19 protein-coding genes are annotated in these 19536 nt (G+C 51.8%); 12 read left to right on the top strand and 7 right to left on the bottom strand.

All coding sequences use genetic code 11. From position 1 onward, the window contains the following. Positions 1 to 3 precede the first annotated feature (3 nt). Genes hisS through der form a run of 7 tightly spaced genes read left to right on the top strand, consistent with a single transcriptional unit; the run spans position 4 to position 7019 of the window. Positions 4 to 1263, top strand: a complete 1260-nt coding sequence (gene hisS, locus INP78_RS08570) for a histidine--tRNA ligase (protein WP_194741804.1) — start codon at positions 4 to 6, stop codon at positions 1261 to 1263. A 24-nt stretch (positions 1264 to 1287) separates the two neighbouring features. After that, entirely contained in the window at positions 1288 to 2043 is a 756-nt protein-coding gene (locus tag INP78_RS08565) for an SIMPL domain-containing protein (RefSeq protein WP_194741803.1), read from the top strand. Then, on the top strand, positions 2040 to 2864 hold the full coding sequence (locus INP78_RS08560) for an ABC transporter ATP-binding protein (RefSeq protein WP_194741802.1): 825 nt from the start codon (positions 2040 to 2042) through the stop codon (positions 2862 to 2864). The genes INP78_RS08565 and INP78_RS08560 overlap by 4 nt, the downstream gene beginning before the upstream one ends. A gap of 10 nt (positions 2865 to 2874) precedes the next feature. Continuing rightward, positions 2875 to 3684, top strand: coding sequence for an ATP-binding cassette domain-containing protein (locus INP78_RS08555; protein WP_194741801.1), 810 nt, complete (start codon positions 2875 to 2877; stop codon positions 3682 to 3684). Between the two features lie 39 nt (positions 3685 to 3723). Next, positions 3724 to 4362, top strand: a complete 639-nt coding sequence (locus INP78_RS08550) for a tetratricopeptide repeat protein (RefSeq protein ID WP_194741800.1) — start codon at positions 3724 to 3726, stop codon at positions 4360 to 4362. 6 nt (positions 4363 to 4368) lie between these two features. Further along, a complete protein-coding gene (bamB, locus tag INP78_RS08545; RefSeq protein WP_194741799.1) occupies positions 4369 to 5583 on the top strand; it encodes an outer membrane protein assembly factor BamB in 1215 nt (404 codons plus the stop codon). Next, positions 5583 to 7019 carry a ribosome biogenesis GTPase Der gene (gene der, locus INP78_RS08540; protein WP_194741798.1) on the top strand — a complete coding sequence of 479 codons (1437 nt, stop codon included), beginning with the start codon at positions 5583 to 5585 and terminating at the stop codon, positions 7017 to 7019. Before bamB ends, der begins: the two co-directional genes overlap by 1 nt. Before the next feature lie 95 nt (positions 7020 to 7114). On the opposite strand, the gene INP78_RS08535 is transcribed toward der, so the two are convergent. The 5 genes from INP78_RS08535 to INP78_RS08515 all read right to left on the bottom strand — a co-directional run bounded on the left by INP78_RS08535 (position 7115) and on the right by INP78_RS08515 (position 10868). Next, positions 7115 to 7573: a GNAT family N-acetyltransferase gene (locus tag INP78_RS08535; RefSeq protein WP_194741797.1), complete on the bottom strand. Its 459-nt coding sequence runs from the start codon at positions 7571 to 7573 to the stop codon at positions 7115 to 7117. Positions 7574 to 7650: 77 nt separating this feature from the next. Then, positions 7651 to 8631, bottom strand: a complete 981-nt coding sequence (locus INP78_RS08530; protein WP_194741796.1) for a S49 family peptidase — start codon at positions 8629 to 8631, stop codon at positions 7651 to 7653. Between the two features lie 86 nt (positions 8632 to 8717). Then, positions 8718 to 9068: a Rieske 2Fe-2S domain-containing protein gene (locus tag INP78_RS08525; protein ID WP_194741795.1), complete on the bottom strand. Its 351-nt coding sequence runs from the start codon at positions 9066 to 9068 to the stop codon at positions 8718 to 8720. Then, a complete protein-coding gene (locus tag INP78_RS08520; RefSeq protein WP_194741794.1) occupies positions 9065 to 9718 on the bottom strand; it encodes an HAD-IA family hydrolase in 654 nt (217 codons plus the stop codon). The genes INP78_RS08525 and INP78_RS08520 overlap by 4 nt, the downstream gene beginning before the upstream one ends. A 31-nt stretch (positions 9719 to 9749) precedes the next feature. Next, the gene (locus tag INP78_RS08515) at positions 9750 to 10868 is read right to left on the bottom strand and encodes a pseudouridine synthase (protein WP_194741793.1); all 1119 of its coding nucleotides are present in this window, start codon (positions 10866 to 10868) and stop codon (positions 9750 to 9752) included. 617 nt (positions 10869 to 11485) lie between these two features. Between INP78_RS08515 and INP78_RS08510 the strand changes: the two genes are divergently transcribed. Further along, positions 11486 to 14233, top strand: a complete 2748-nt coding sequence (locus INP78_RS08510) for an Rne/Rng family ribonuclease (RefSeq protein ID WP_194741792.1) — start codon at positions 11486 to 11488, stop codon at positions 14231 to 14233. An 86-nt stretch (positions 14234 to 14319) separates the two neighbouring features. Here INP78_RS08510 and crcB read toward each other — a convergent pair whose 3' ends face one another. Next, positions 14320 to 14697: a fluoride efflux transporter CrcB gene (crcB, locus tag INP78_RS08505; RefSeq protein WP_194741791.1), complete on the bottom strand. Its 378-nt coding sequence runs from the start codon at positions 14695 to 14697 to the stop codon at positions 14320 to 14322. 89 nt (positions 14698 to 14786) lie between these two features. Here crcB and glgA point away from each other — a divergent pair, with 89 nt between their 5' ends. Further along, positions 14787 to 16238 carry a glycogen synthase GlgA gene (glgA, locus tag INP78_RS08500; protein ID WP_194741790.1) on the top strand — a complete coding sequence of 484 codons (1452 nt, stop codon included), beginning with the start codon at positions 14787 to 14789 and terminating at the stop codon, positions 16236 to 16238. Between the two features lie 147 nt (positions 16239 to 16385). Here glgA and orn read toward each other — a convergent pair whose 3' ends face one another. Then, positions 16386 to 16970 (bottom strand): oligoribonuclease, encoded by a 585-nt coding sequence (gene orn, locus INP78_RS08495; RefSeq protein WP_019882075.1) that lies wholly within the window; start codon positions 16968 to 16970, stop codon positions 16386 to 16388. 101 nt (positions 16971 to 17071) lie between these two features. Between orn and INP78_RS08490 the strand changes: the two genes are divergently transcribed. From INP78_RS08490 to rsgA, 3 genes are read left to right on the top strand one after another with little or no spacing between them, the layout of a single operon-like run. Beyond that, the gene (locus INP78_RS08490) at positions 17072 to 18319 is read left to right on the top strand and encodes a M48 family metallopeptidase (RefSeq protein WP_194741789.1); all 1248 of its coding nucleotides are present in this window, start codon (positions 17072 to 17074) and stop codon (positions 18317 to 18319) included. Next, positions 18316 to 18615, top strand: a complete 300-nt coding sequence (locus tag INP78_RS08485) for a cytochrome c (RefSeq protein WP_194741788.1) — start codon at positions 18316 to 18318, stop codon at positions 18613 to 18615. Before INP78_RS08490 ends, INP78_RS08485 begins: the two co-directional genes overlap by 4 nt. Position 18616: 1 nt before the next feature. After that, positions 18617 to 19492: a ribosome small subunit-dependent GTPase A gene (gene rsgA / locus INP78_RS08480; protein ID WP_194741787.1), complete on the top strand. Its 876-nt coding sequence runs from the start codon at positions 18617 to 18619 to the stop codon at positions 19490 to 19492. Positions 19493 to 19536 lie beyond the last annotated feature (44 nt).

Raw genomic sequence — 19536 nt, 5'->3', positions numbered from 1 at the left:
TTTATGACGCAAAAATTTCAATCTATCAAAGGCTTCTACGACATCTTGCCGGAAGCCACCCCACTCTGGTTTAAACTCGAAGATACTGCCCGCCGCATTTTGGGTCAGTATGGTTACAACAATATCCGTATGCCACTGGTCGAACCGACTGAACTGTTTGTGCGCAGTGTCGGCGAACATACTGATATTGTTGAAAAAGAAATGTATGCCTGGGAAGACAAGCTCAATGGCGACAAATTGACCCTGCGCCCAGAAGGCACCGCCGGTTGCGTGCGTGCCGTGGTTGAGCATAACCTCACCTACAATGGCCCACAGCGCCTGTGGTATATGGGCCCGATGTTCCGCCACGAAAACGTGCAAAAAGGCCGCCAGCGTCAGTTCCACCAGATTGGCGTCGAGGCTTTTGGCTTTGATGGCCCGGATGTCGATGCCGAACAAATCGTGTTATTGGCACGCTTGTGGCAAGCCCTGGGCATAACCGACGTTGAATTACAGTTAAACAGCATCGGTGATGCGGACGAGCGGGCGCAATATCGCCAAACACTGATTGCCTATTTTGAGCAGCATGCAGACTTGCTGGATGAAGATGCCAAGCGCCGTTTGCATAGCAATCCTTTGCGCATTCTGGATACCAAGAACCCGCGCATGCAAGCCATGTGCGAAGCCGCGCCTAAACTAATGGATTGCCTGGGAGAGACTTCCAAGCAGCACTTTGCGCAATTACGCGCCCTGCTCGACCATGCGGGGATTGCGTATACCATTAACCATAGATTGGTGCGCGGCCTTGATTACTACAACCGCACCGTGTTTGAATGGGTGACGACCAAGCTGGGTGCCCAGGGTACGATTGCTGGCGGTGGCCGTTACGACACCCTGGTAGAGCGCATCGGCGGTAATGCGACTCCGGCCTGCGGCTTTGGCATTGGCCTGGAACGTGTGTTCCTGCTCATGCAAGAATACGGCGTGACCGCCGCCAACCAGGCGGATATTTACCTGGTCAATGTCGGTGAACTGGCCGAACAAAAAGCCTTTACCATCGCCGAAAGCCTGCGTAGCATGGGCTTAAGTGTGGTGCTGCACGCCGGTGGTGGCAGCTTTAAATCACAAATGAAAAAAGCCGACCGCAGCGGTGCCAAATTTGCCGCCATTCTGGGCGATGACGAAGCCGCCGCGAACGAGCTCAGCCTGAAGCCCATGCTGGGACAGGGCGAACAAGCACGCGTTAAACTTGATCAGGTGTTGAGCATCGTTCAATCCAGTTAATCGCTTCACGCCACAGGAGGCCAGATGTCAGAGCAAAAACACTTTTTTAATGCCATGACGGCATTGGGCCTGCTTCTGGCAGTGGGCATGGCATCGGCAGCCTTTATTCTGGGCGTGCAGGCAAAACATGCCGTTTCCAGCCAGCAATCCATTACCGTGAAGGGCCTGGCAGAAAAACCAGTCAAGGCAGATCGAGCGCAATGGACGATTAACATCGGTGTGGTCGCGCCCACGCAGGCAGAAACCCTGCAAGCCATAGACCGTGAGCGTGCCGTTCTGGCAAACTTTCTCGACCTGCAAGGCCTGGATGCCAGCATGCGCACGGTAGATGTGCAAACACTGGGGCCGCATTACGAAGAAGAATATATCCACGACAGCCCACGCCAGGTACAACGCGGTTTTGAGGGCTATCAAAGCGTGCATATCAGCAGCAAAGACCTCAAGAAAATCGCGGCAGCCAATCAGGCCATTTTAACCTTGCGCGCCGATAACCATCCAGTCACCTCCCAACCACCCGAATACCTGGTCAGCAATCTGGAAACCGTCAAAATGTCACTGATTGCTGATGCGACTAAAAATGCCCGTACGCGCGCGACCGAATTCGTGAAGCAGGATGGCGTGAAAGTAGGCGTTATGAAATCAGCCAGCCAGGGCGCGTTTTATATCTTGCCTGCGACAGGTGGTGAAGACAGCGACAAGAGCTACGGTGGCATTTATGACAAATCCACCGTGGATAAAATTGCCCGTGTGGTAGTCACCGTGGTGTATAACATCGAATGACTGAAATTTTACGCATCGATCAACTCAGCATCTCGCCAGCCCATGCGCCTGAGCGCACACTGGTCAAGCAGGTGTCTTTCGCGCTGCAAAGAGGCAAAACCACTTGCATCGTCGGCGAATCCGGCAGTGGCAAAAGCCTGACTGCGCTGAGTGTGATGAAACTGCTTTCACCGCAACTGCGCATGCAAGGACAAGTGTTCTTTCAGGGCCAGGACATCAGCCAGTTGAGTGAAACCGCCATGCAACGTCTGCGTGGTCGGCAAATGGCCATGATTTTCCAGGAGCCGATGACGTCACTCAACCCAGTGCTGACCATAGGCTTTCAAATCGGCGAGCCATTGCAAACACATCTGGGACTCAAAGGCCAGGCGCTTAAACAAAAAGTCGCTGCCTTGCTGGAACAAGTCGGCATAGACCCAGCGCGCGCAGACAGCTATCCCGACGAGCTCTCTGGTGGCCAGCGCCAGCGCGTGATGATTGCCATGAGCATTGCCTGCGAACCTGCCTTACTCATTGCAGACGAACCCACCACGGCACTGGATGTCACGGTACAGGCGCAGGTATTACGCCTGCTGGACGATTTAAAAACCCGCCTGCACATGGCCATGCTGTTTATCACCCATGATTTTGGCGTAGTCGCTGACATTGCAGACGAAGTCATCGTCATGTTCCGCGGTGAAATCGTCGAATCCGGCAGCGTGGCGCAAGTATTACAATCGCCGCAACATCCTTACACCCGCGCCCTGCTGGCCTGCGTGCCCGATGCCGAAGGCAAAAAAGTACTACAGCCCATGACTTACGACTGGCTTGCGCCCGCCTGATGGAGTCACCATGACGGATATATTGCTGCAAGCACGCCACCTCAATAAAACCTACAGCCAACGCACAGGCACGCTGGGGCTCAATAGCCATACCATACATGCCTTGGCTGATGTCAACCTGCAACTCAAACGCGGTACGACGCTGGCCGTGGTTGGGGAATCCGGCAGTGGCAAATCGACGCTGGCACGCGGTATTTTGCGCTTGCTGCCATTAGATAGTGGCGAAGTGATTTTTGACGGCCAGGATTTTTTGGCGCTGGATAAGAGCGCCCTGCGCACCGCACGCCGCCATATCCAAATGGTATTTCAGGATCCGTTTGCCTCGCTGAACCCGAGAATGCGCATTGGCGACATTATTGCGGAAGGCCTGGTCATCCATCGTATCGGCAATGCGCAGCAACAACATGACAGCGTCGTACAGATGCTGGAAAAGGTTGGGCTGCACGCGGATGATGCGCGCAAGTATCCGCATCAGTTTTCCGGCGGCCAGCGCCAGCGTATTGGTATAGCCCGTGCGCTTATTTTGCAACCAAAATTGCTGGTTTGTGACGAACCGGTATCCGCACTGGATGTGTCAGTACAAGCGCAGATATTGCTTTTGCTCAAGCAACTACAGCAGGAAATGGGACTCAGTTATTTGTTTATCACCCACGATTTACGCGTGGTCAGGCACATTGCCGACGACGTACTGGTGATGCAAAAAGGCAAAGTAATTGAGCAAGGAAGCGTAGAAACCATTTATAATGCTCCCCAGCAAAAATATACACAACAGTTACTTAGCGCGATTCCCGGCCATGGGCTACGCGCTATAACCGCTTAATCTCACCCTCATTCAATAAGAATACGCAGGAACATTGCAATGGCATACGATTTGGAAGAACAGGAACAACTGGACGAGTTTAGAGCCTGGTGGAACAAAAATGGAAAACTGGTCACCCGCCTGGTGATCGCCGCGGCTGTGGCTTATGGTGGCTGGCAAGGTTACCAATCCTGGATGAACAGCAAGGCAACTGCCGCCTCAACCGCCTACCAAACGCTGGTCAGCACCCCATTGCTGGACGTAGATAGCAAAAAAGCCGAACAGATCAGCAAAGACGCTGAAGCCATTGAAGCAGATTACAGCATGACACCGTATGCTGGCCGTGCTGCCCTGTTTGCTGCGCGTGCATTGCATGAAGCCAACCAATCCGAAGCCGCCGAAAAGCAATTACGCTGGGCCATGGCAGAAGCCAAAGAGCCTGCCATCAAACACATGGCAGCCGTTGAAGTTGCCGGCTTGCAAATTGAACGTAACGCGTTGGATGACGCCAAGAAAACCTTGTCGGCGATTGATGACAAAGGCTTTGATGGCATTAAAAACGCATTGCTTGGTGACATTTACATTGCCAACAAGCAAGAGAAAGAAGCCAAAGACGCTTATAACAAAGCATTGCAAGGCCTGGACCCTGAAGGCAAACTGTTTTACCTGACCCAGCAAAAGCTGGATGCCTTGGGGTAATTGCCAATGAGGTCTCTCTTTCCTGCTCTGCGCCACCAGCCGCAATCCCTTAAACATGCGACGCTAGCCGCCTTGTTCCTGCTTGGCAGCGGACTGTCTGCGTGCACGGCATTCAATGATGTTAAAACCAACCTCAGTGAAAGCATTTTTGGTGCAGAACCGGCCAATCCGCCTGTCGAGCTGGAAGAGATCAAGTCCTCTTATGAAACCCGTATCCAATGGTCTGTGGATGTAGGGAACCCTGGCCGCTTTACCTATGCGCCAGTGCTAGCAGACAACCTGATTTATGCGGTCAACGCTGAAGGCAGCGTCATGCAACTGTCAGCTGAAACCGGCAAAACCATCTGGGAAACCGAACTCGGTGAGCCTATTAGCAGTGGCGCAGGCCTGGGTGGCGGCCTGGTATTGGTCGGCACCAGCAAAGGTCATTTGTTTGCGTTAAATGTCAACGGTAAAAAATTATGGAGTGCCGTCCTCAGTAGCGAAGTACAAGGACAGCCACGTTATTACGATGGCACGGTGATTGTCCGCACCAGCGACCATCATATTTACGGCATTGATGCCGCCGATGGCCGCCGCAAATGGTCCTATGAACGCGCAACCCCTTCACTGTCACTTAAAACGCAAGCTGGCATTGTCGTCGATAGCGGCGCCGTGTATGCCGGGTTTCCAGGCGGAAAACTGGTCGCGATTCGTGCTGACAATGGCAAACTGGTCTGGGAAGCCACCGTGGCCCAACCCAAAGGCGTGACAGAAATCGAGCGTATTGCTGATATCACCAGCCTGCCGTTTGTCGATGGGCCGGTCGTGTATGTTGTCGCTTATCAGGGTAAAGTGGCCGCCGTTGACCGCCAGCGCGGCCAGGTGGTATGGAACCGCGATATTTCCAGCTATGTCGGCCTGACCGAAGATAATAATAAAGTGTATTTAAGCCATACCATGGGCTCTGTCTACTCACTGGACAGCACCAATGGCAAAACCTTCTGGCGCCAGGGGAACCTCGGCTACCGCAACCTGACCGTCCCGCTGCCATTGAGCAATGTGGTCGCTGTCGGCGATCTCGAAGGGTATATCCATTTACTTAGCCAGGATGATGGCAGCTTTGTTGGCCGCCTGCAGTTGGGTTCCAAACCCATTATGTCACTGATTGCGGGCAGCAATGCCAATCAATTCTTTGCGCAATCGCGTGACGGCCACCTTTACGCAGTCACATACAAATAATGCTACCTACCATCGTACTTGTTGGCCGACCCAATGTCGGCAAATCTACTTTATTCAATCGCTTGACCCGGTCACGCGATGCGCTCGTGGCTGACCTGCCTGGATTAACCAGAGACCGTCACTATGGCCGCGGCCTGGGCGCCAGCCAACCCTACCTGGTGATTGATACCGGCGGCTTTGAGCCAACGGCAGACACCGGCATTCTCAAAGAAATGGCCAAGCAAACTCTGCTGGCAATCGACGAAGCCGATGTGATTATCTTTTTGGTCGATGCACGCGCGGGTCTGACGCCACAAGAATTTACCATTGCGCAAACCTTGCGTAAGGCACAGCGCCCTATCCTGCTCGCCGTGAACAAAACCGAAGGCATGCGCAAAGCCATTGTCAGCGCAGACTTTCATGAGCTGGGCATGGGTGATCCGTTGTCTATTTCCTCTGCGCACGGTGAAGGCGTACGCGACCTGATCGAGCTGGCACTGGAAACTATCAGCGAAAAAGAGCCTGAAGCCGCCGAACCGGTGAATCATGACACGCCAAGAATCGCCATTGTCGGCCGCCCCAACGTTGGTAAATCAACGCTGGTGAACGCCTTGCTGGGCGAAGATCGCGTGATTGCTTTTGACCAGCCCGGCACCACACGCGACTCCATCGAAATCGCGCTTGAAAAGAACGGCAAGCAATACACGATTATTGATACGGCCGGTGTGCGCAAACGCGGCAAAGTGTTCGAAGCCATTGAAAAATTCTCCGTCATCAAAACCATGCAGGCGATTGAAGATGCCAATGTGGCTATTCTGGTCGTCGATGCCAAGGATGGCATTACCGAGCAAGATGCGCACGTCGCAGCTTACATTGTCGATGCCGGTCGCGCACTGGTGGTTGCCATTAACAAATGGGATGGCCTGCAGGATGATGAGCGCGAGTGGATCAAGCGTGAAATCGACCGTAAATTACAGTTCCTCGACTTTGCCAAGTTCCACTATATTTCAGCCCTGCGTAAAAAAGGCCTGAATGAATTACTGGGCTCAGTAGATGTGGCCTTCAAGGCCGCCATGGCTAAACTGGCAACCCCTCAGCTGACACGCGTGCTGGGAGAAGCGACAACGCAACACCAGCCGCCCATTAGCAAAGGCATCCGCCCAAAACTGCGTTACGCCCACCAGGGTGGCAGCAATCCGCCGATTGTGGTGGTGCACGGTAATCACGTCGATGGCGTCAAAGCCAGCTATACCCGCTACCTGGAAGGCATTTTCCGCAAAGCCTTCCAACTGGTAGGTACGCCGTTACGTGTGCAATATCACCAAGGCGAAAACCCGTTCGACAAACAGGAAGATGAACGCAAAAAAGGCGAAGGCCTGGTCACCATGCGCCGTCGCAAGAACGAAATGCGCGCCAAATTGAAACAGCGCAACGAGCAGAATAAAACTAAAAAATAATACTGACATGGTGGGCAACGCCTTGCTCACCACAGTTTTTGCTGTTTATTGAGACAATTAGTTTCTGTAAATTTAATTTCACCGGCAATTTAATTTCACAATTTAATCTCATAGGTTTGCCAATACGTGTGTTCAGCCAGTTTGTCATAACAGGCTCGTGCACGCAGGTTATCTGACGCAGTCATCCAGCGAATCACTGACCACTTATTTTCCCGCCCAATATGGGCAACCGCCTGAATTAACTGCTGCGCAACCCCTTGCCCCCTGGCCTCCGGCACCACAAACAAATCATCCACATACGCGCCGATTGATGCCGCTAATGGCCGCGCAAATAGCCGATAATGTAAAAAACCCAATATCTCGCCTTCTGCATTCACGGCCACCAAAGCATAGATGACGGGCGGGGATTGCTGCAACCATTGCCAAACGTGCTCGCGCATGGCTTGCGTCTGGCTGAACGCATAAAACGCGGCATAAGCGCCATATAACAGGCACCAGCAATCATAATCTTGTAAAGTGATCGGCCGCACTGTGACCAGTGATTGTGTAAGCATCTCATTTCGCCTGAGTGAGTTAAATATACTGACAATAAAAAAGGGACCATGCGGTCCCTTTTTATATATTGCCCAGGTTATCGCAGTGTCGGTAACAGTTGCTTGGCGCTGACGCCCAGCTCCTGCGCCATGCTGGCACCCAATTTTTTGGCAAAACGATCCACCACAGTTTCCTGATAAGTAAAATCAACAATATCAGATTCCTTGATTACTTCGCGTGCGACATACTCAGCACTACCTTGTGCATCTGCCAGGCCCAACTTGATACTTTCCTCACCATTCCAGAACAAACCACTAAAGGTGTCTTCATTTTCCTTCAGGCGACTGCCTCGACCCTCACGCACGACCGTAATAAACTGCTGGTGAATCTGATCCAGCATGCTTTGCGCAAGGGCTTGTTGCTTTGGATTCACCGGTGAAAATGGGTCCAGCATGCCTTTATTAGATCCGGCGGTCATCAGGCGGCGCTCAACGCCGACTTTTTTCATGACTTCGGTAAAGCCATAGCCATCCATGAGGACGCCGATAGAACCAACGATACTGGCCTTATCGACAAAAATCTTGTCAGCGGCCACCGCAATATAATAGCCACCGGACGCACAAATGTCTTCCACCACCGCATACACCGGGATTTCCGGATGCAATTTGCGCTGACGATGAATTTCGTCATTAATAATGCCAGCCTGTACCGGACTACCACCTGGGCTGTTAATGCGCAAAATAATGCCTTTGGTGCCTTTGTTGTCATAGGCGTCGTTCAGGCTGCTGATCACGGCATCGGCATTCACCGCCCCGCCCGCTTCAATCACTCCGGAGAGGTCAATCAGGGCCGTGTGTGCGGTAGAGGCATTTTTGTTTTGACCCACCCAACCCAGAAACGTCATGAGCAAGAAAAACAGGTAAATAAAAGTCAGTGACTTGAACAACACTGACCAACGTCTGGCGGACTTCTGCTCTTGCAGACCGGCCAGTGCAATCTTTTCTACCGTACGAATGGCCCAGTCTGGCGATTGATTCGCTTGTTTCGGGTCAGATGACTGCTGATTCTCTTCTTGCATAACTCAACTTTCGTCAATAAATTTTAGCTATTCTAACAACTTTTAGCGGCTTGCCAGGATTCTATTTTTAATCCGTGTACAACCGCCTAGAACTGGTCCAGGTGTACGGTAATCACACCCGCCTCCTCTGTCACCGGAATCGCGGATAAACGCTTGCCCTGACAAGGTCCCACCACGCAGTGACCGGTTTGCGGCGCATACATGGCGCCATGCGTGGCACAGATAATCCACTCTTGCGTCATATTAAAAAACTTGCCATGTTCCCAGTCCAGTTCCACCGGCACATGCGCGCAGCGATTCACATAGGCATAGGCCTTACCCTCAAATCGCACCAAAAAACCAGTCGCATGCGGCCCCAGCACTGGCATGGCAAACCGCAGGCCATCGCCTTTTTCCTGCAACTCAGTGCTATTAAATGTTAATACGTGATCACTCATATTTGTTCCAGCAACCAGGCGCTTAATGTTGCCACATCGTGAAACAGGTAATCCGGCGAATACTGCTGTAAATGGCTGGCTGTTTGCGAGCCATAACTGACCGCCGCTGTGATGACCCCGGCATTTTTACCCATTTGCATGTCATATTGCGAGTCGCCTATCATCAGCGTACGCTCGGGCATCACCACCAGTTCGTCCATGAGTTCATCCAGCATTTGCGGATGTGGCTTGGAAAAGCATTCATCCACGGTTTTGCTGGCATTAAAAAACTTGGATAATCCAGATAGCTGCAACGCCGCATTTAATCCACGCCGCCCTTTACCCGTGGCTACCGCCTGTTTGCAGCCTTTGCGGTCTAGCGTTGCAATGGTTTCCGCGATGCCTGCAAACAATAACATTTTGTTTTCATTGGCATAATAAAGACGCTGGTAGTTGCTTGCCAGCGCCTGCGCCTGAAACTCGGGGATGTCGCCATACAACACCTCAATTGACTCTCGCAAACCAAGGCCAATAATGCTGCGGGCACGTGCTTCACTCAGTTCAGGCAACCCGGCCTCTTCAGCCGCTTTAATCAATGCCTGCGTAATCATGCCGGTAGAGTCGGCAATGGTGCCGTCCCAGTCCCATACGACCAAATCAAACTGTTTCACTGACGCTTTCCTAAATAGAGTGCTTAAAAAATTACTTTATCGGCTTAAGTTGACGCTGTTGTTGCAGAAAGTGCTCTAATTCCGCAGGCAAAGGCGCCACCAAATGCAAAGGTTCGCCAGTCAAAGGGTGTGCAATCCGTGTTTCGCTGGAATGCAAAAACATCCGCTTTAAGCCTTGTTTGCTGAGCAACTTGTTCAAGGCGAAGTCACCATATTTGTCATCACCTAATATAGGGAAACCCAAATGCGATAATTGCACACGCAGTTGGTGCGTGCGGCCCGTAATTAACTTGGCTTGCAAAAAGCTGCATTGCCCCAAGACTTCCTGCAGGTAAAACCAGGTTTCAGACACTTGCGTTTCTACTTCAAACTTGCCTTTGGCGGCATGCCGCTTGGCGACCAGGCCACTGGCTTTGAGTGATTTCCTGCCACCGGGTTCAGCATTGAGCAAAGGCTCATCGACCACCTGCACGCGGCGCTCGCCGCTTTCCGTCACGTATTTTTGCAAATCCAGCGTGACTTTCTTTTTTGCTTCCTGCCATTGCCCTTGCACCAGTATCAGGTAGCGTTTGTCCATATGATGATGACGCATGGCCTCATGCAGTGCCGTCAACGCCGAGCGTTTTTTCGCAATCATTAATACGCCCGAGGTTTCACGGTCCAGCCTGTGCACCAACTCCAGGAACTTGGCTTGTGGCCGTTCCAAACGTAGTTGCTCAATCACACCCAAACTGATGCCGCTGCCGCCATGCACGGCCATGCCAGCAGGCTTATTCAGCGCCAGCATGGCATCATCTTCATAAATCACCTGGTCAGCCAGCCTGGCTTTCATCGTCGTTACTGCGGGCTTGGCAGCAGCTTCTGCAATGCGGATAGGCGGCACCCTAACCTCATCTCCCAGTTGCAAACGGTATTCAGCGTCGACGCGTTTTTTATTCACGCGCACTTCGCCACTACGCAAAATACGGTAGATATGGCTCTTGGGGACGCCTTTGAGCATCTTGGCTAAAAAGTTATCGACACGCTGCGTTTCTGAGGCCTCATCCACCTGCAAATAAGTGACACGATCACTGGCTGGCCGCCCTTCAGGCGCAAGGCTGGAGGCCGTTGCCGCAGGGGGTAATGACGAGGATTGAAATTGTGAGCTCATAGTTGCAGGTCGTGCTTTGCTTTATCAGGACTTATAGATATACTGTCGAGATTCTGAATCATCGCTCTTTCAGTCGATAGCGGTCACATGTACACAGGCTATCGTCATCGCTGACATCCAATCCCAGATTTTTCAGGGCCCAGATTTTAAAAGCCCGGTTTGCCTGGCTAGTCAGTGCATTCAGAATCAAAAAAATTTTGGTGAATACCGCTCGCCATCAAGTAGCGATAATTAATTAGAAATGATTTAACGCGAAGCTCACGCAGAATAAACAAAGAAATGAGCTCGGCGTTTGCCAAACCCGAATTTTAACGAAATTACCCTCTGTTTAGGGTTTTATTTTTGCAGTCAACCGCGATGGAAAATACAGGTGACCACTTACCTGCCACGCACTCACTGCACCCTTGCAGAAATCGAGTATCCAGCGGGCAGTCACACACTGCGCTTTGACACTCAAACGTGTGCATATTGATGCCTGCCATGCTGCGCTGACATTCAGCCGTTAGCATCGCAAAAGCCATTGCACATACCCCCCTCGTTAAGTTCTGGTGGTTAACTCACAACCACGGCCCGCCCTGCGCTCATGTCTATTCTGTGGCTTCGATTAGGAGCCTTACATGAAAAGAATGTTGTTTAACGCAACGCAATCAGAAGAATTGCGCGTTGCGATTGTTGATGGACAAAAACTCATCGACCTGGATATTGAACACGCTGGTAAAGAACAGCGCAAAAGTAATATCTACAAAGGCGTCATTACACGCATTGAACCTTCGCTGGAAGCCGCGTTTGTCGACTACGGTACTGACAGACACGGCTTTTTGCCTTTTAAGGAAATCGCTCGCAGCTATTTCCAGGACAAACCTGAAGGCCGCGCCCGTATTCAGGATGTGATCAAAGAAGGCCAGGAAGTCATTGTTCAGGTAGACAAAGACGAGCGCGGCAGCAAAGGCGCCGCCCTGACTACCTTTATCTCACTGGCTGGCCGTTACCTGGTGCTGATGCCGAACAACCCACGCGGAGGTGGTGTTTCACGCCGTGTGGAAGGTGAAGAGCGCAACGAATTGCGTGACACCATGGCACAACTGGAAGTGCCTAACGGCATGAGTATTATTGCGCGTACAGCCGGTATTGGCCGTAACGCAGAAGAGCTGCAATGGGATTTAAACTACTTGTCCCAACTATGGCAGGCGATTGAAGATGCTTCTAACTTCCAGCCTGGCGCCTACCTGATCTACCAGGAAAGCAGCCTGGTGATTCGTGCCATTCGCGATTACTTTAGCGCTGACATTGGTGAAATCCTGATCGATACCGCTGACGTCCACGAGCAAGCATTGCAGTTTATGAACCACGTGATGCCGGGCAATGTGACCCGCGTCAAACTGTATCAGGACGAAATCCCGCTGTTCTCACGCTTCCAGATCGAGCATCAGATCGAATCTGCATTTGCGCGTGAAGTCCGCCTGCCATCCGGCGGCGCGATTGTGATTGACCATACCGAAGCGCTGGTCTCTATCGACGTCAACTCCGGCCGCTCGATCAAAGGCGCGGACATTGAACAAACTGCGTTCAACACTAACCTCGAAGCCGCTGAAGAAGTGGCACGCCAGATGCGCCTGCGCGATCTGGGCGGCCTGGTGGTGATCGACTTTATTGACATGGAAAACCAGCGCAACCAGCGTGAAGTGGAAAATGCATTGCGTGACGCCCTGCACCACGACCGCGCCCGCGTTCAAATGGGTAAGATCTCACGTTTTGGCTTGCTTGAAATGTCTCGCCAGCGTTTGCGCCCAAGCCTGGGTGAAACCAACCACATGACCTGCCCACGTTGTAACGGCACGGGTCATATCCGCGGCATTGAATCGACAGCATTGCATATTCTGCGTATCACGCAAGAAGAAGCCATGAAAGAAAACAGCGCGATTATTCAAGTGCAGTTGCCAGTAGAAGCTGCGACGTTCCTGCTGAATGAAAAACGCGCAGACATCCACAAAATCGAGCAGCGTACTGGCGTTGAAGTCGTGCTGATTCCAAACATTCATCTGGAAACGCCTAATTACAACATCTTGCGCATTCGCCTCGATGATGTGAATGAAGACACCATGCAGGCCAGCTACAAAATGGTAGACCTGCCTAGCGAGTCTGATTACCAGCACAGCCAGCAACAAGCCGCTGCGCCAGCCAAGGCTGAAGCCGTGGTGAAAGGCATTACGCCAGCGACTGCTGCGCCGATTGTGGAAGAAAAACCTGTTGCGGCACCCGTGGCTGAGCAGAAAAAATCATTCTTTGGCGTGATTAAATCCTGGTTGGGCCTGGAAGAAAAAGAGGCCGTGCAGGAAGTTGCAAAACCAGCCCGCGAAACCAAAGAGCAAGGCCGTGACCGTAACAAGAATCGTAACCGCCAACGTGATCGTCAGCGCGAACGCCAACAGGACCGCAATGAGCGTCCAACAGGTGAACGCCAGCCTAAAGAACAGAAAGATCAACAGGAAAACGCGCACAAGCCTCGCCAAGAGCGTCAACAACAAGACCGTCAACAACAGGACCGTCAGCAACAAGACAGACCAGCGCAGAAAGAAAGACAGGACCGTCAACAGCAGCAATCACAAGAGGTGAAAGCAGATGCCAATCAACCGGCATTGACCTCACAAAGCGGTGACAACAAACAGGAGCGTGGTGAACGCGGCAATCGTCGCAACCGTCATGGCCGCCGTGATCGCCGTCAGCGTGATGATGCGCCCAACCAGGCCAATGCTGAAGCAACAATCAACGCCGTAGCGACCGAAACAGTTGCAGCAGCGCCAGTGGTTGTCGCTGAAACGGCACCAGCCGTTGCGCCAGCAGCCCCTGTTGCCAAAGCAGAAGCAGCAGCGACTGAGCCTGTAGCAAAAACACCTGAAGTGAAAAAACCAGCAGTGAAAGCGGAAGCTGCCGCGGCAAACACCGAGGTAGTAGAGACGACTGGCCAGGCTACGGCTGAAGATGCAGTTGCGGAGAAGTCACCGCGTAGCCGTTCACGTGGTGGTAAAACCAGCAAAGCACGTGGAAAACGCGTGGCAGACAGCGCCGATGCGCCAGCGATTGAGTTAGTGGAAACAGCGGCAGCAACCGTTGCGAATACTGAGGCAGCATCAGAAGCGCCGCAGAAAAAACCGGCGCGCAAACGCAAAACCACCACCAAAGCAAACGCCACGACTGAAGGCGCCGCAGATGCAGGTATTCAATTGGTAGAAACCAAGTCTGAGCCTGTCGCTGCGCCAGCAGAAACGGTAGCCAAAGCGAAAAAACCGCGTAACGCTGCCAAGTGGAAGAAAGACGAAAAAGCGGCAGAAGAGCCAAGCCTGGTCATGGTTGAAACCCAGAAATAATCAGTGCTTCGCAGATCACTGCCATAAAAAAGAGGGCCTCACGGCCCTCTTTTTTTACATCCCTTCTGTTTATATCCTTTAGTGGCTTATGCCCCTTGCCAGCGAATCACGCACCAATAACCGATGATGGTCAGCAGTATTGAAACCACCACATGGGTGAAAATATGCAGCCCTACCCACATATAGGCTTGCTTTTGCAGCAACACAAACGCTTGTGCCGAAAAAGTGGAAAACGTAGTCAACCCGCCTAAAAAACCCATGGCAATAAACAGGCGCCACTCATGGGACAGTTGTGGCATAGTTTGAAATAAAGCCAACGCAATCCCCATTAAAAAACCACCAATCGCATTGGCCATCAGGGTGCCTAATGGAATCATGCCTATCGAATTGAGCCAGGCAGACAGCCCCCAACGCGCCCACGCGCCCAATGCCGACCCTAATCCGACCATCAACCAAGATTTCATTTTATTGTCCTTCTAAAACGTTAGCAGGCAATGTATCATAAGTTTTAAACCATTCAGCTCCCACCGCCTGTTGATTTAAAGAGATTGCCTTGCGTTTACTATTTGCTACCTCAGAAATTTTCCCATTAATCAAAACAGGAGGCTTGGCAGATGTCAGTGGTGCGTTACCCGCCGCCCTGGCGACAGCAGGCGTAGATGTCCAGATTCTGCTACCTGCGTACCGCGGCATTCTGGCGCAATGTGATGCCCCCCAGCGGCTAGGCAGCCTGCAAGCCTTTCATGACGTACGTTGTGACATCTATCAGACCACCCTGCCCGGCACCCGTATCCCGCTGCTTCTGATTGATTATCCGGCCCTGTATGACCGTTATGGTGGTCCTTACCATCATCCGCAATATGGCGACTGGCAGGATAACCCGCTGCGTTTTGGCCTGCTATCCAAAGTCGCCGCCATGCTGGCAGTCCCTAACATGCTGCAATCGTGGCAACCCGATATTGTGCATTGCAACGATTGGCAAACCGGCCTGACGCCTTACTATATGCAACAAATGGGCAGCCTGGCAAAGTCTGTGTTCAGTATTCACAACCTGGCATTTCAGGGCAACTTTCATGCGGACTGGCGTCATCGTCTCACCCTGGACGATCAGGACTTTCAACCTGCCGGTTACGAGTTTTATGGTCACCTGTCATTTATGAAAGCAGGCTTGTATTACGCCACAGCGCTCTCCACTGTCAGCCCGACCTATGCCAAAGAAATTCAAACCGAACAATTTGGTTTTGGCTTTCAGGGATTATTGCAGCATCGCGTAGACGATCTCACTGGCATACTGAACGGCATAGATACTCAGGTCTGGGATCCGGCAACTGACCCTTACCTGCCTGCCAACTATGATGCCAGCACACTGCAAGCCAAAAGCACCGTGAAACAGGCACTGCAGGCAGAATTGGGATTGCAGCCATTGCCCAATGCACCATTACTCGGGGTGGTCAGCCGGTTAACGCACCAGAAAGGCCTGGATATACTGGTCGAAATTGCACACGAACTGCTTGCCAGCGGTTGCCAGTTGGCGGTTTTAGGCAGTGGTGAACCTGTGCTCGAGCAGCAATACCTAGCGCTGATGCAGCAATATCCAGGTCAGGTTGCCGTCACCATCGGCTATAACGAACCCTTGTCCCACCGCATCATGGCCGGGACCGATATTTTTGTCATGCCATCCCGCTTTGAACCATGTGGTTTAAACCAGATGTATGGCCTGCGTTATGGCACTATCCCGGTGGTCGCCAATACAGGTGGGCTGGCAGACTCGGTGCAAGGGGGAGCGCTTGCCGCGGACGGCACACTACCAGACACCATGACAGGATTGGTACTAGCGGAAAATAATCCATCGACACTTTTGGTCACATTAAAGCAAGCGATACAGATTTATGCCAATAATGGTCAGTGGAAACAGCTGCAAAAACAGGCCATGCAACAGGATGTGAGCTGGGAAACCAGTGCAAAACACTACTTGGATTTATACCAGGACTTGTTAGATATTTAAAAACAATTACTTACAGAGTTTCACGAAAAAGTGAAGGAAAGTTGGCACAGAAGGTGCTTATTACTAATCAAGCTTCTCCAAAGCTAACTTCTCCTCCCTCAAGACGCCAAATAGGCGTCTTTTTTTTCGCTTGAATCTCTTGAAACCTTATTCCGCTTTGGCAGGCGGCGTCATATTCAAAAAGTGTTCGCGGTAATACTTGAGTTCATCAATCGACTCATAGATATCGGCCAATGCTTCATGACGGCTGGCCTTTTTAAAGCCAGCATAGATATCCGGACGCCAACGGCGGGATAACTCTTTAAACACACTCACATCCAGGTTACGGTAGTGGAAAAACGCTTCCAGGCGCGGCATATAACGCGCCATAAAACGGCGGTCCTGACAGATGGAGTTACCACACATCGGTGACTTGCCTGCTGGCACATGTTCTTTTAAAAACGCCAGCATGGCATCGGTCGCGGCTTCCTCGTCCAAAGTAGAAGCTTTGACTTTATCGATCAAGCCGCTGCGGCCATGCGTGCCTTTGTTCCAGGCATCCATACCATCCAGCACAGCATCCGACTGATGTACAACCAATACGGGTGACTCCGCAATCACATTCAATTGCGCATCGGTGACGACGGCAGCCAGTTCCAGAATGCGGTCTGTGTCAGGCAGCAAACCACTCATTTCCATATCCAGCCAGATTAAATTGTCCTGATTACTTGCCAATTGAGTGCCTCTCGTCATGATTTCCATTAAAATGAAACATTATATTCAGTTCAGTGAACAAGGTGGAGTTAAATCCATCAAAATAGCTAACTGTCACCACTTACAAACCATCCTTTGCTATGTCCGCACTCTTTACTCAAATTTTTGTCGCCGTGATTATCGTCAGCCTCGCTATCCGTGTCTGGCTGGGCTTGCGCCATGTGCGTCATATCCAGCAACACCGCCAGCAAGTGCCTGCCGCATTTAGCCAGACCATTAGCCTGGAAGCGCATCAGCGCGCCGCCGATTACACCACGGCCAAGGTCAAATTGCGTTTGAGCGAAACTGTGATCGAAGCCGTGGTTTTGCTGGCGTTGACACTGGGTGGCGTCTTGCAGGTGCTGGACCAGGCCTGGCAACAATGGTTACCCGCACACGATATTATTCGCGGCGCACTGGTGATTTGCTCCGCCATGCTGATTTCTGGCGCAGCTACCCTGCCGTTTGATTACATCCAGACCTTTAATGTCGACGAAAAATTCGGCTTTAACAAAATGTCGCGCGGCATGTTTTTTGGTGACCTGGTCAAGCATACGATTGTTGGCCTGCTGCTTGGCGGCCCTATTCTGTTCATTGCGCTGTGGCTGATGCAAGGCGCTGGCGACTGGTGGTGGCTCTACCTGTGGCTGATCTGGAGCGCCTTTAACCTGTTTATGCTAGCGGTTTATCCAATCTGGATTGCACCGTTATTTAACAAATTTACGCCCATGCAAGACCAGACGCTGAAATCACGTATTGAAGCGCTGTTACAGAAATGCGGCTTTGCCAGCCAGGGCCTGTTTGTGATGGATGGCTCGACACGTTCTGGCCACGGCAACGCCTACTTTACCGGTTTTGGCAAAAATAAACGCGTGGTGTTTTTTGATACCCTGCTGGAGAAACTCAGCGCCGACGAAATCGAAGCCGTGCTGGCGCATGAACTGGGCCACTTCAAGCATCAGCATGTGATCAAACGTATCGTCATGATGTTTGGCCTGAGCCTGCTGGGCCTGGCCCTGCTGGGTTACCTGATCAAACAAGAGTGGTTTTTTACCGGTCTGGGCGTAGCAGAAGCTAGCAATCATATGGCTTTGTTGTTGTTTGTGCTGGTATCCCCGGTATTCATGTTTATTCTGCGTCCATTGCTGGCGGCCTACTCTCGCACCAACGAGTTTGAGGCCGACCACTATGCAGCACAGCAATCCAGGCCTCAGTTTTTGATCGATGCGCTGGTCAAGCTCTATCGCGACAACGCCTCTACGCTGACACCTGATCCGCTACATTCAGCGTTTTACGACTCGCACCCACCTGCCAGTCTGCGCATTGCCAAATTGCAAACCTACGCATGAAACGCCTCCTGCTGATCAGCTTATTGCCGGCGCTTGCAAGTCTCAGCGCAAGCGCGGCAGATAACACGCTGCAAGCAGGACAAAAACTGGTCAACACGCATTGCATCAGCTGCCATGCCAGCAGTTATGGCGGCGATGGTAGCGGCATTTATACCCGCGATTACCGCAAAGTACGTTCACTTAATGGGCTCAAAGCCCAGGTCACCAATTGCAACACCATGTTGAACCTGAAATGGTTTGATGATGAAGAGCAGCAAGTGGTACAGTATTTAAATCACACCTACTATCATTTCTAGCATGTCTCAAGAAGGTCTTATCGTCGCTGCCTATGGCAAGCGTTATAACGTTGAATTACCAGATGGCCGCATTCTCAGCTGCGTCACCCGCGGCAAGAAAGTCGATAACGCAGCAGGCGACAAGGTCACGGTCACGCTCACCTCAGAAAATGAAGGCGTCATCGAGAAAACCGCCGCCCGCAACACCCTGCTCTACCGCAGCAATGCGTTCAAAAGCAAAATCCTGGCGGCGAACGTCACGCAAATCCTGATTGTGCTGGCCACACAACCAAGCTTCTATGAAGACCTGTTGAATCGTTGCCTGGTCGCGGCTGAAGCCGCAGGCATACGCGCGGTGATTATCCTCAACAAATGTGATTTACCTAACCCGCAAGCGATGCAAAAGCTGGAGCAATATGCCGCGCTGGGTTACCTGACGCTGCAACTCAATGCCAAAGCGTCTGTAGATAGCCTGAAACCCTTGTTGAGCGGTCACACCAGCGTGCTGGTCGGCCAGTCCGGCATGGGAAAATCCACCATTATTAACAGCCTGTTACCAGAAGCTCGCAGTAAAACGCAAGAAATCAGTGCTACCCTCGATAGCGGTAAACACACCACCACGGCGACGCATTTGTATCACCTGGACAGCGATAGCGCCATTATCGACTCGCCCGGCTTGCAGGAGTTTGGCCTTTACCACATCGAAGAAGCAGATCTGGAATATGCATTTGTCGAGTTCAGGCCCTTGATTGGCCATTGCAAATTCAACAATTGCACACATACACATGAACCAGAGTGCGCTATCTTAGACGCCTTTAAAAACGGCCAGATTGCGCCAGAACGCCTGCAGATTTTCCAGCAAATCCGCACTGAAAACACCGTACAAATCTACGGTTAAACGCACATTTTTCAAGTTTAAAAAACAAAAAAACACCCTGCCTA

The organism is Methylophilus sp. 14 (assembly GCF_015354345.1).
Classification (GTDB): Bacteria; Pseudomonadota; Gammaproteobacteria; order Burkholderiales; family Methylophilaceae; genus Methylophilus.
This window is presented reverse-complemented; position numbering and strand designations above follow the sequence as displayed.

Excerpts from the sequence above, each read along its gene's own strand:
- hisS (WP_194741804.1), top strand. The coding sequence starts at position 4 with ATGACGCAAAAATTTCAATCTATCAAAGGCTTCTACGACATCTTGCCG.
- INP78_RS08565 (WP_194741803.1), top strand. The coding sequence starts at position 1,288 with ATGTCAGAGCAAAAACACTTTTTTAATGCCATGACGGCATTGGGCCTG.
- INP78_RS08560 (WP_194741802.1), top strand. The coding sequence starts at position 2,040 with ATGACTGAAATTTTACGCATCGATCAACTCAGCATCTCGCCAGCCCAT.
- INP78_RS08555 (WP_194741801.1), top strand. The coding sequence starts at position 2,875 with ATGACGGATATATTGCTGCAAGCACGCCACCTCAATAAAACCTACAGC.
- INP78_RS08550 (WP_194741800.1), top strand. The coding sequence starts at position 3,724 with ATGGCATACGATTTGGAAGAACAGGAACAACTGGACGAGTTTAGAGCC.
- bamB (WP_194741799.1), top strand. The coding sequence starts at position 4,369 with ATGAGGTCTCTCTTTCCTGCTCTGCGCCACCAGCCGCAATCCCTTAAA.
- der (WP_194741798.1), top strand. The coding sequence starts at position 5,583 with ATGCTACCTACCATCGTACTTGTTGGCCGACCCAATGTCGGCAAATCT.
- INP78_RS08535 (WP_194741797.1), bottom strand. The coding sequence starts at position 7,573 with ATGCTTACACAATCACTGGTCACAGTGCGGCCGATCACTTTACAAGAT.
- INP78_RS08530 (WP_194741796.1), bottom strand. The coding sequence starts at position 8,631 with ATGCAAGAAGAGAATCAGCAGTCATCTGACCCGAAACAAGCGAATCAA.
- INP78_RS08525 (WP_194741795.1), bottom strand. The coding sequence starts at position 9,068 with ATGAGTGATCACGTATTAACATTTAATAGCACTGAGTTGCAGGAAAAA.
- INP78_RS08515 (WP_194741793.1), bottom strand. The coding sequence starts at position 10,868 with ATGAGCTCACAATTTCAATCCTCGTCATTACCCCCTGCGGCAACGGCC.
- INP78_RS08510 (WP_194741792.1), top strand. The coding sequence starts at position 11,486 with ATGAAAAGAATGTTGTTTAACGCAACGCAATCAGAAGAATTGCGCGTT.
- crcB (WP_194741791.1), bottom strand. The coding sequence starts at position 14,697 with ATGAAATCTTGGTTGATGGTCGGATTAGGGTCGGCATTGGGCGCGTGG.
- orn (WP_019882075.1), bottom strand. The coding sequence starts at position 16,970 with ATGACGAGAGGCACTCAATTGGCAAGTAATCAGGACAATTTAATCTGG.
- INP78_RS08490 (WP_194741789.1), top strand. The coding sequence starts at position 17,072 with ATGTCCGCACTCTTTACTCAAATTTTTGTCGCCGTGATTATCGTCAGC.
- INP78_RS08485 (WP_194741788.1), top strand. The coding sequence starts at position 18,316 with ATGAAACGCCTCCTGCTGATCAGCTTATTGCCGGCGCTTGCAAGTCTC.
- rsgA (WP_194741787.1), top strand. The coding sequence starts at position 18,617 with ATGTCTCAAGAAGGTCTTATCGTCGCTGCCTATGGCAAGCGTTATAAC.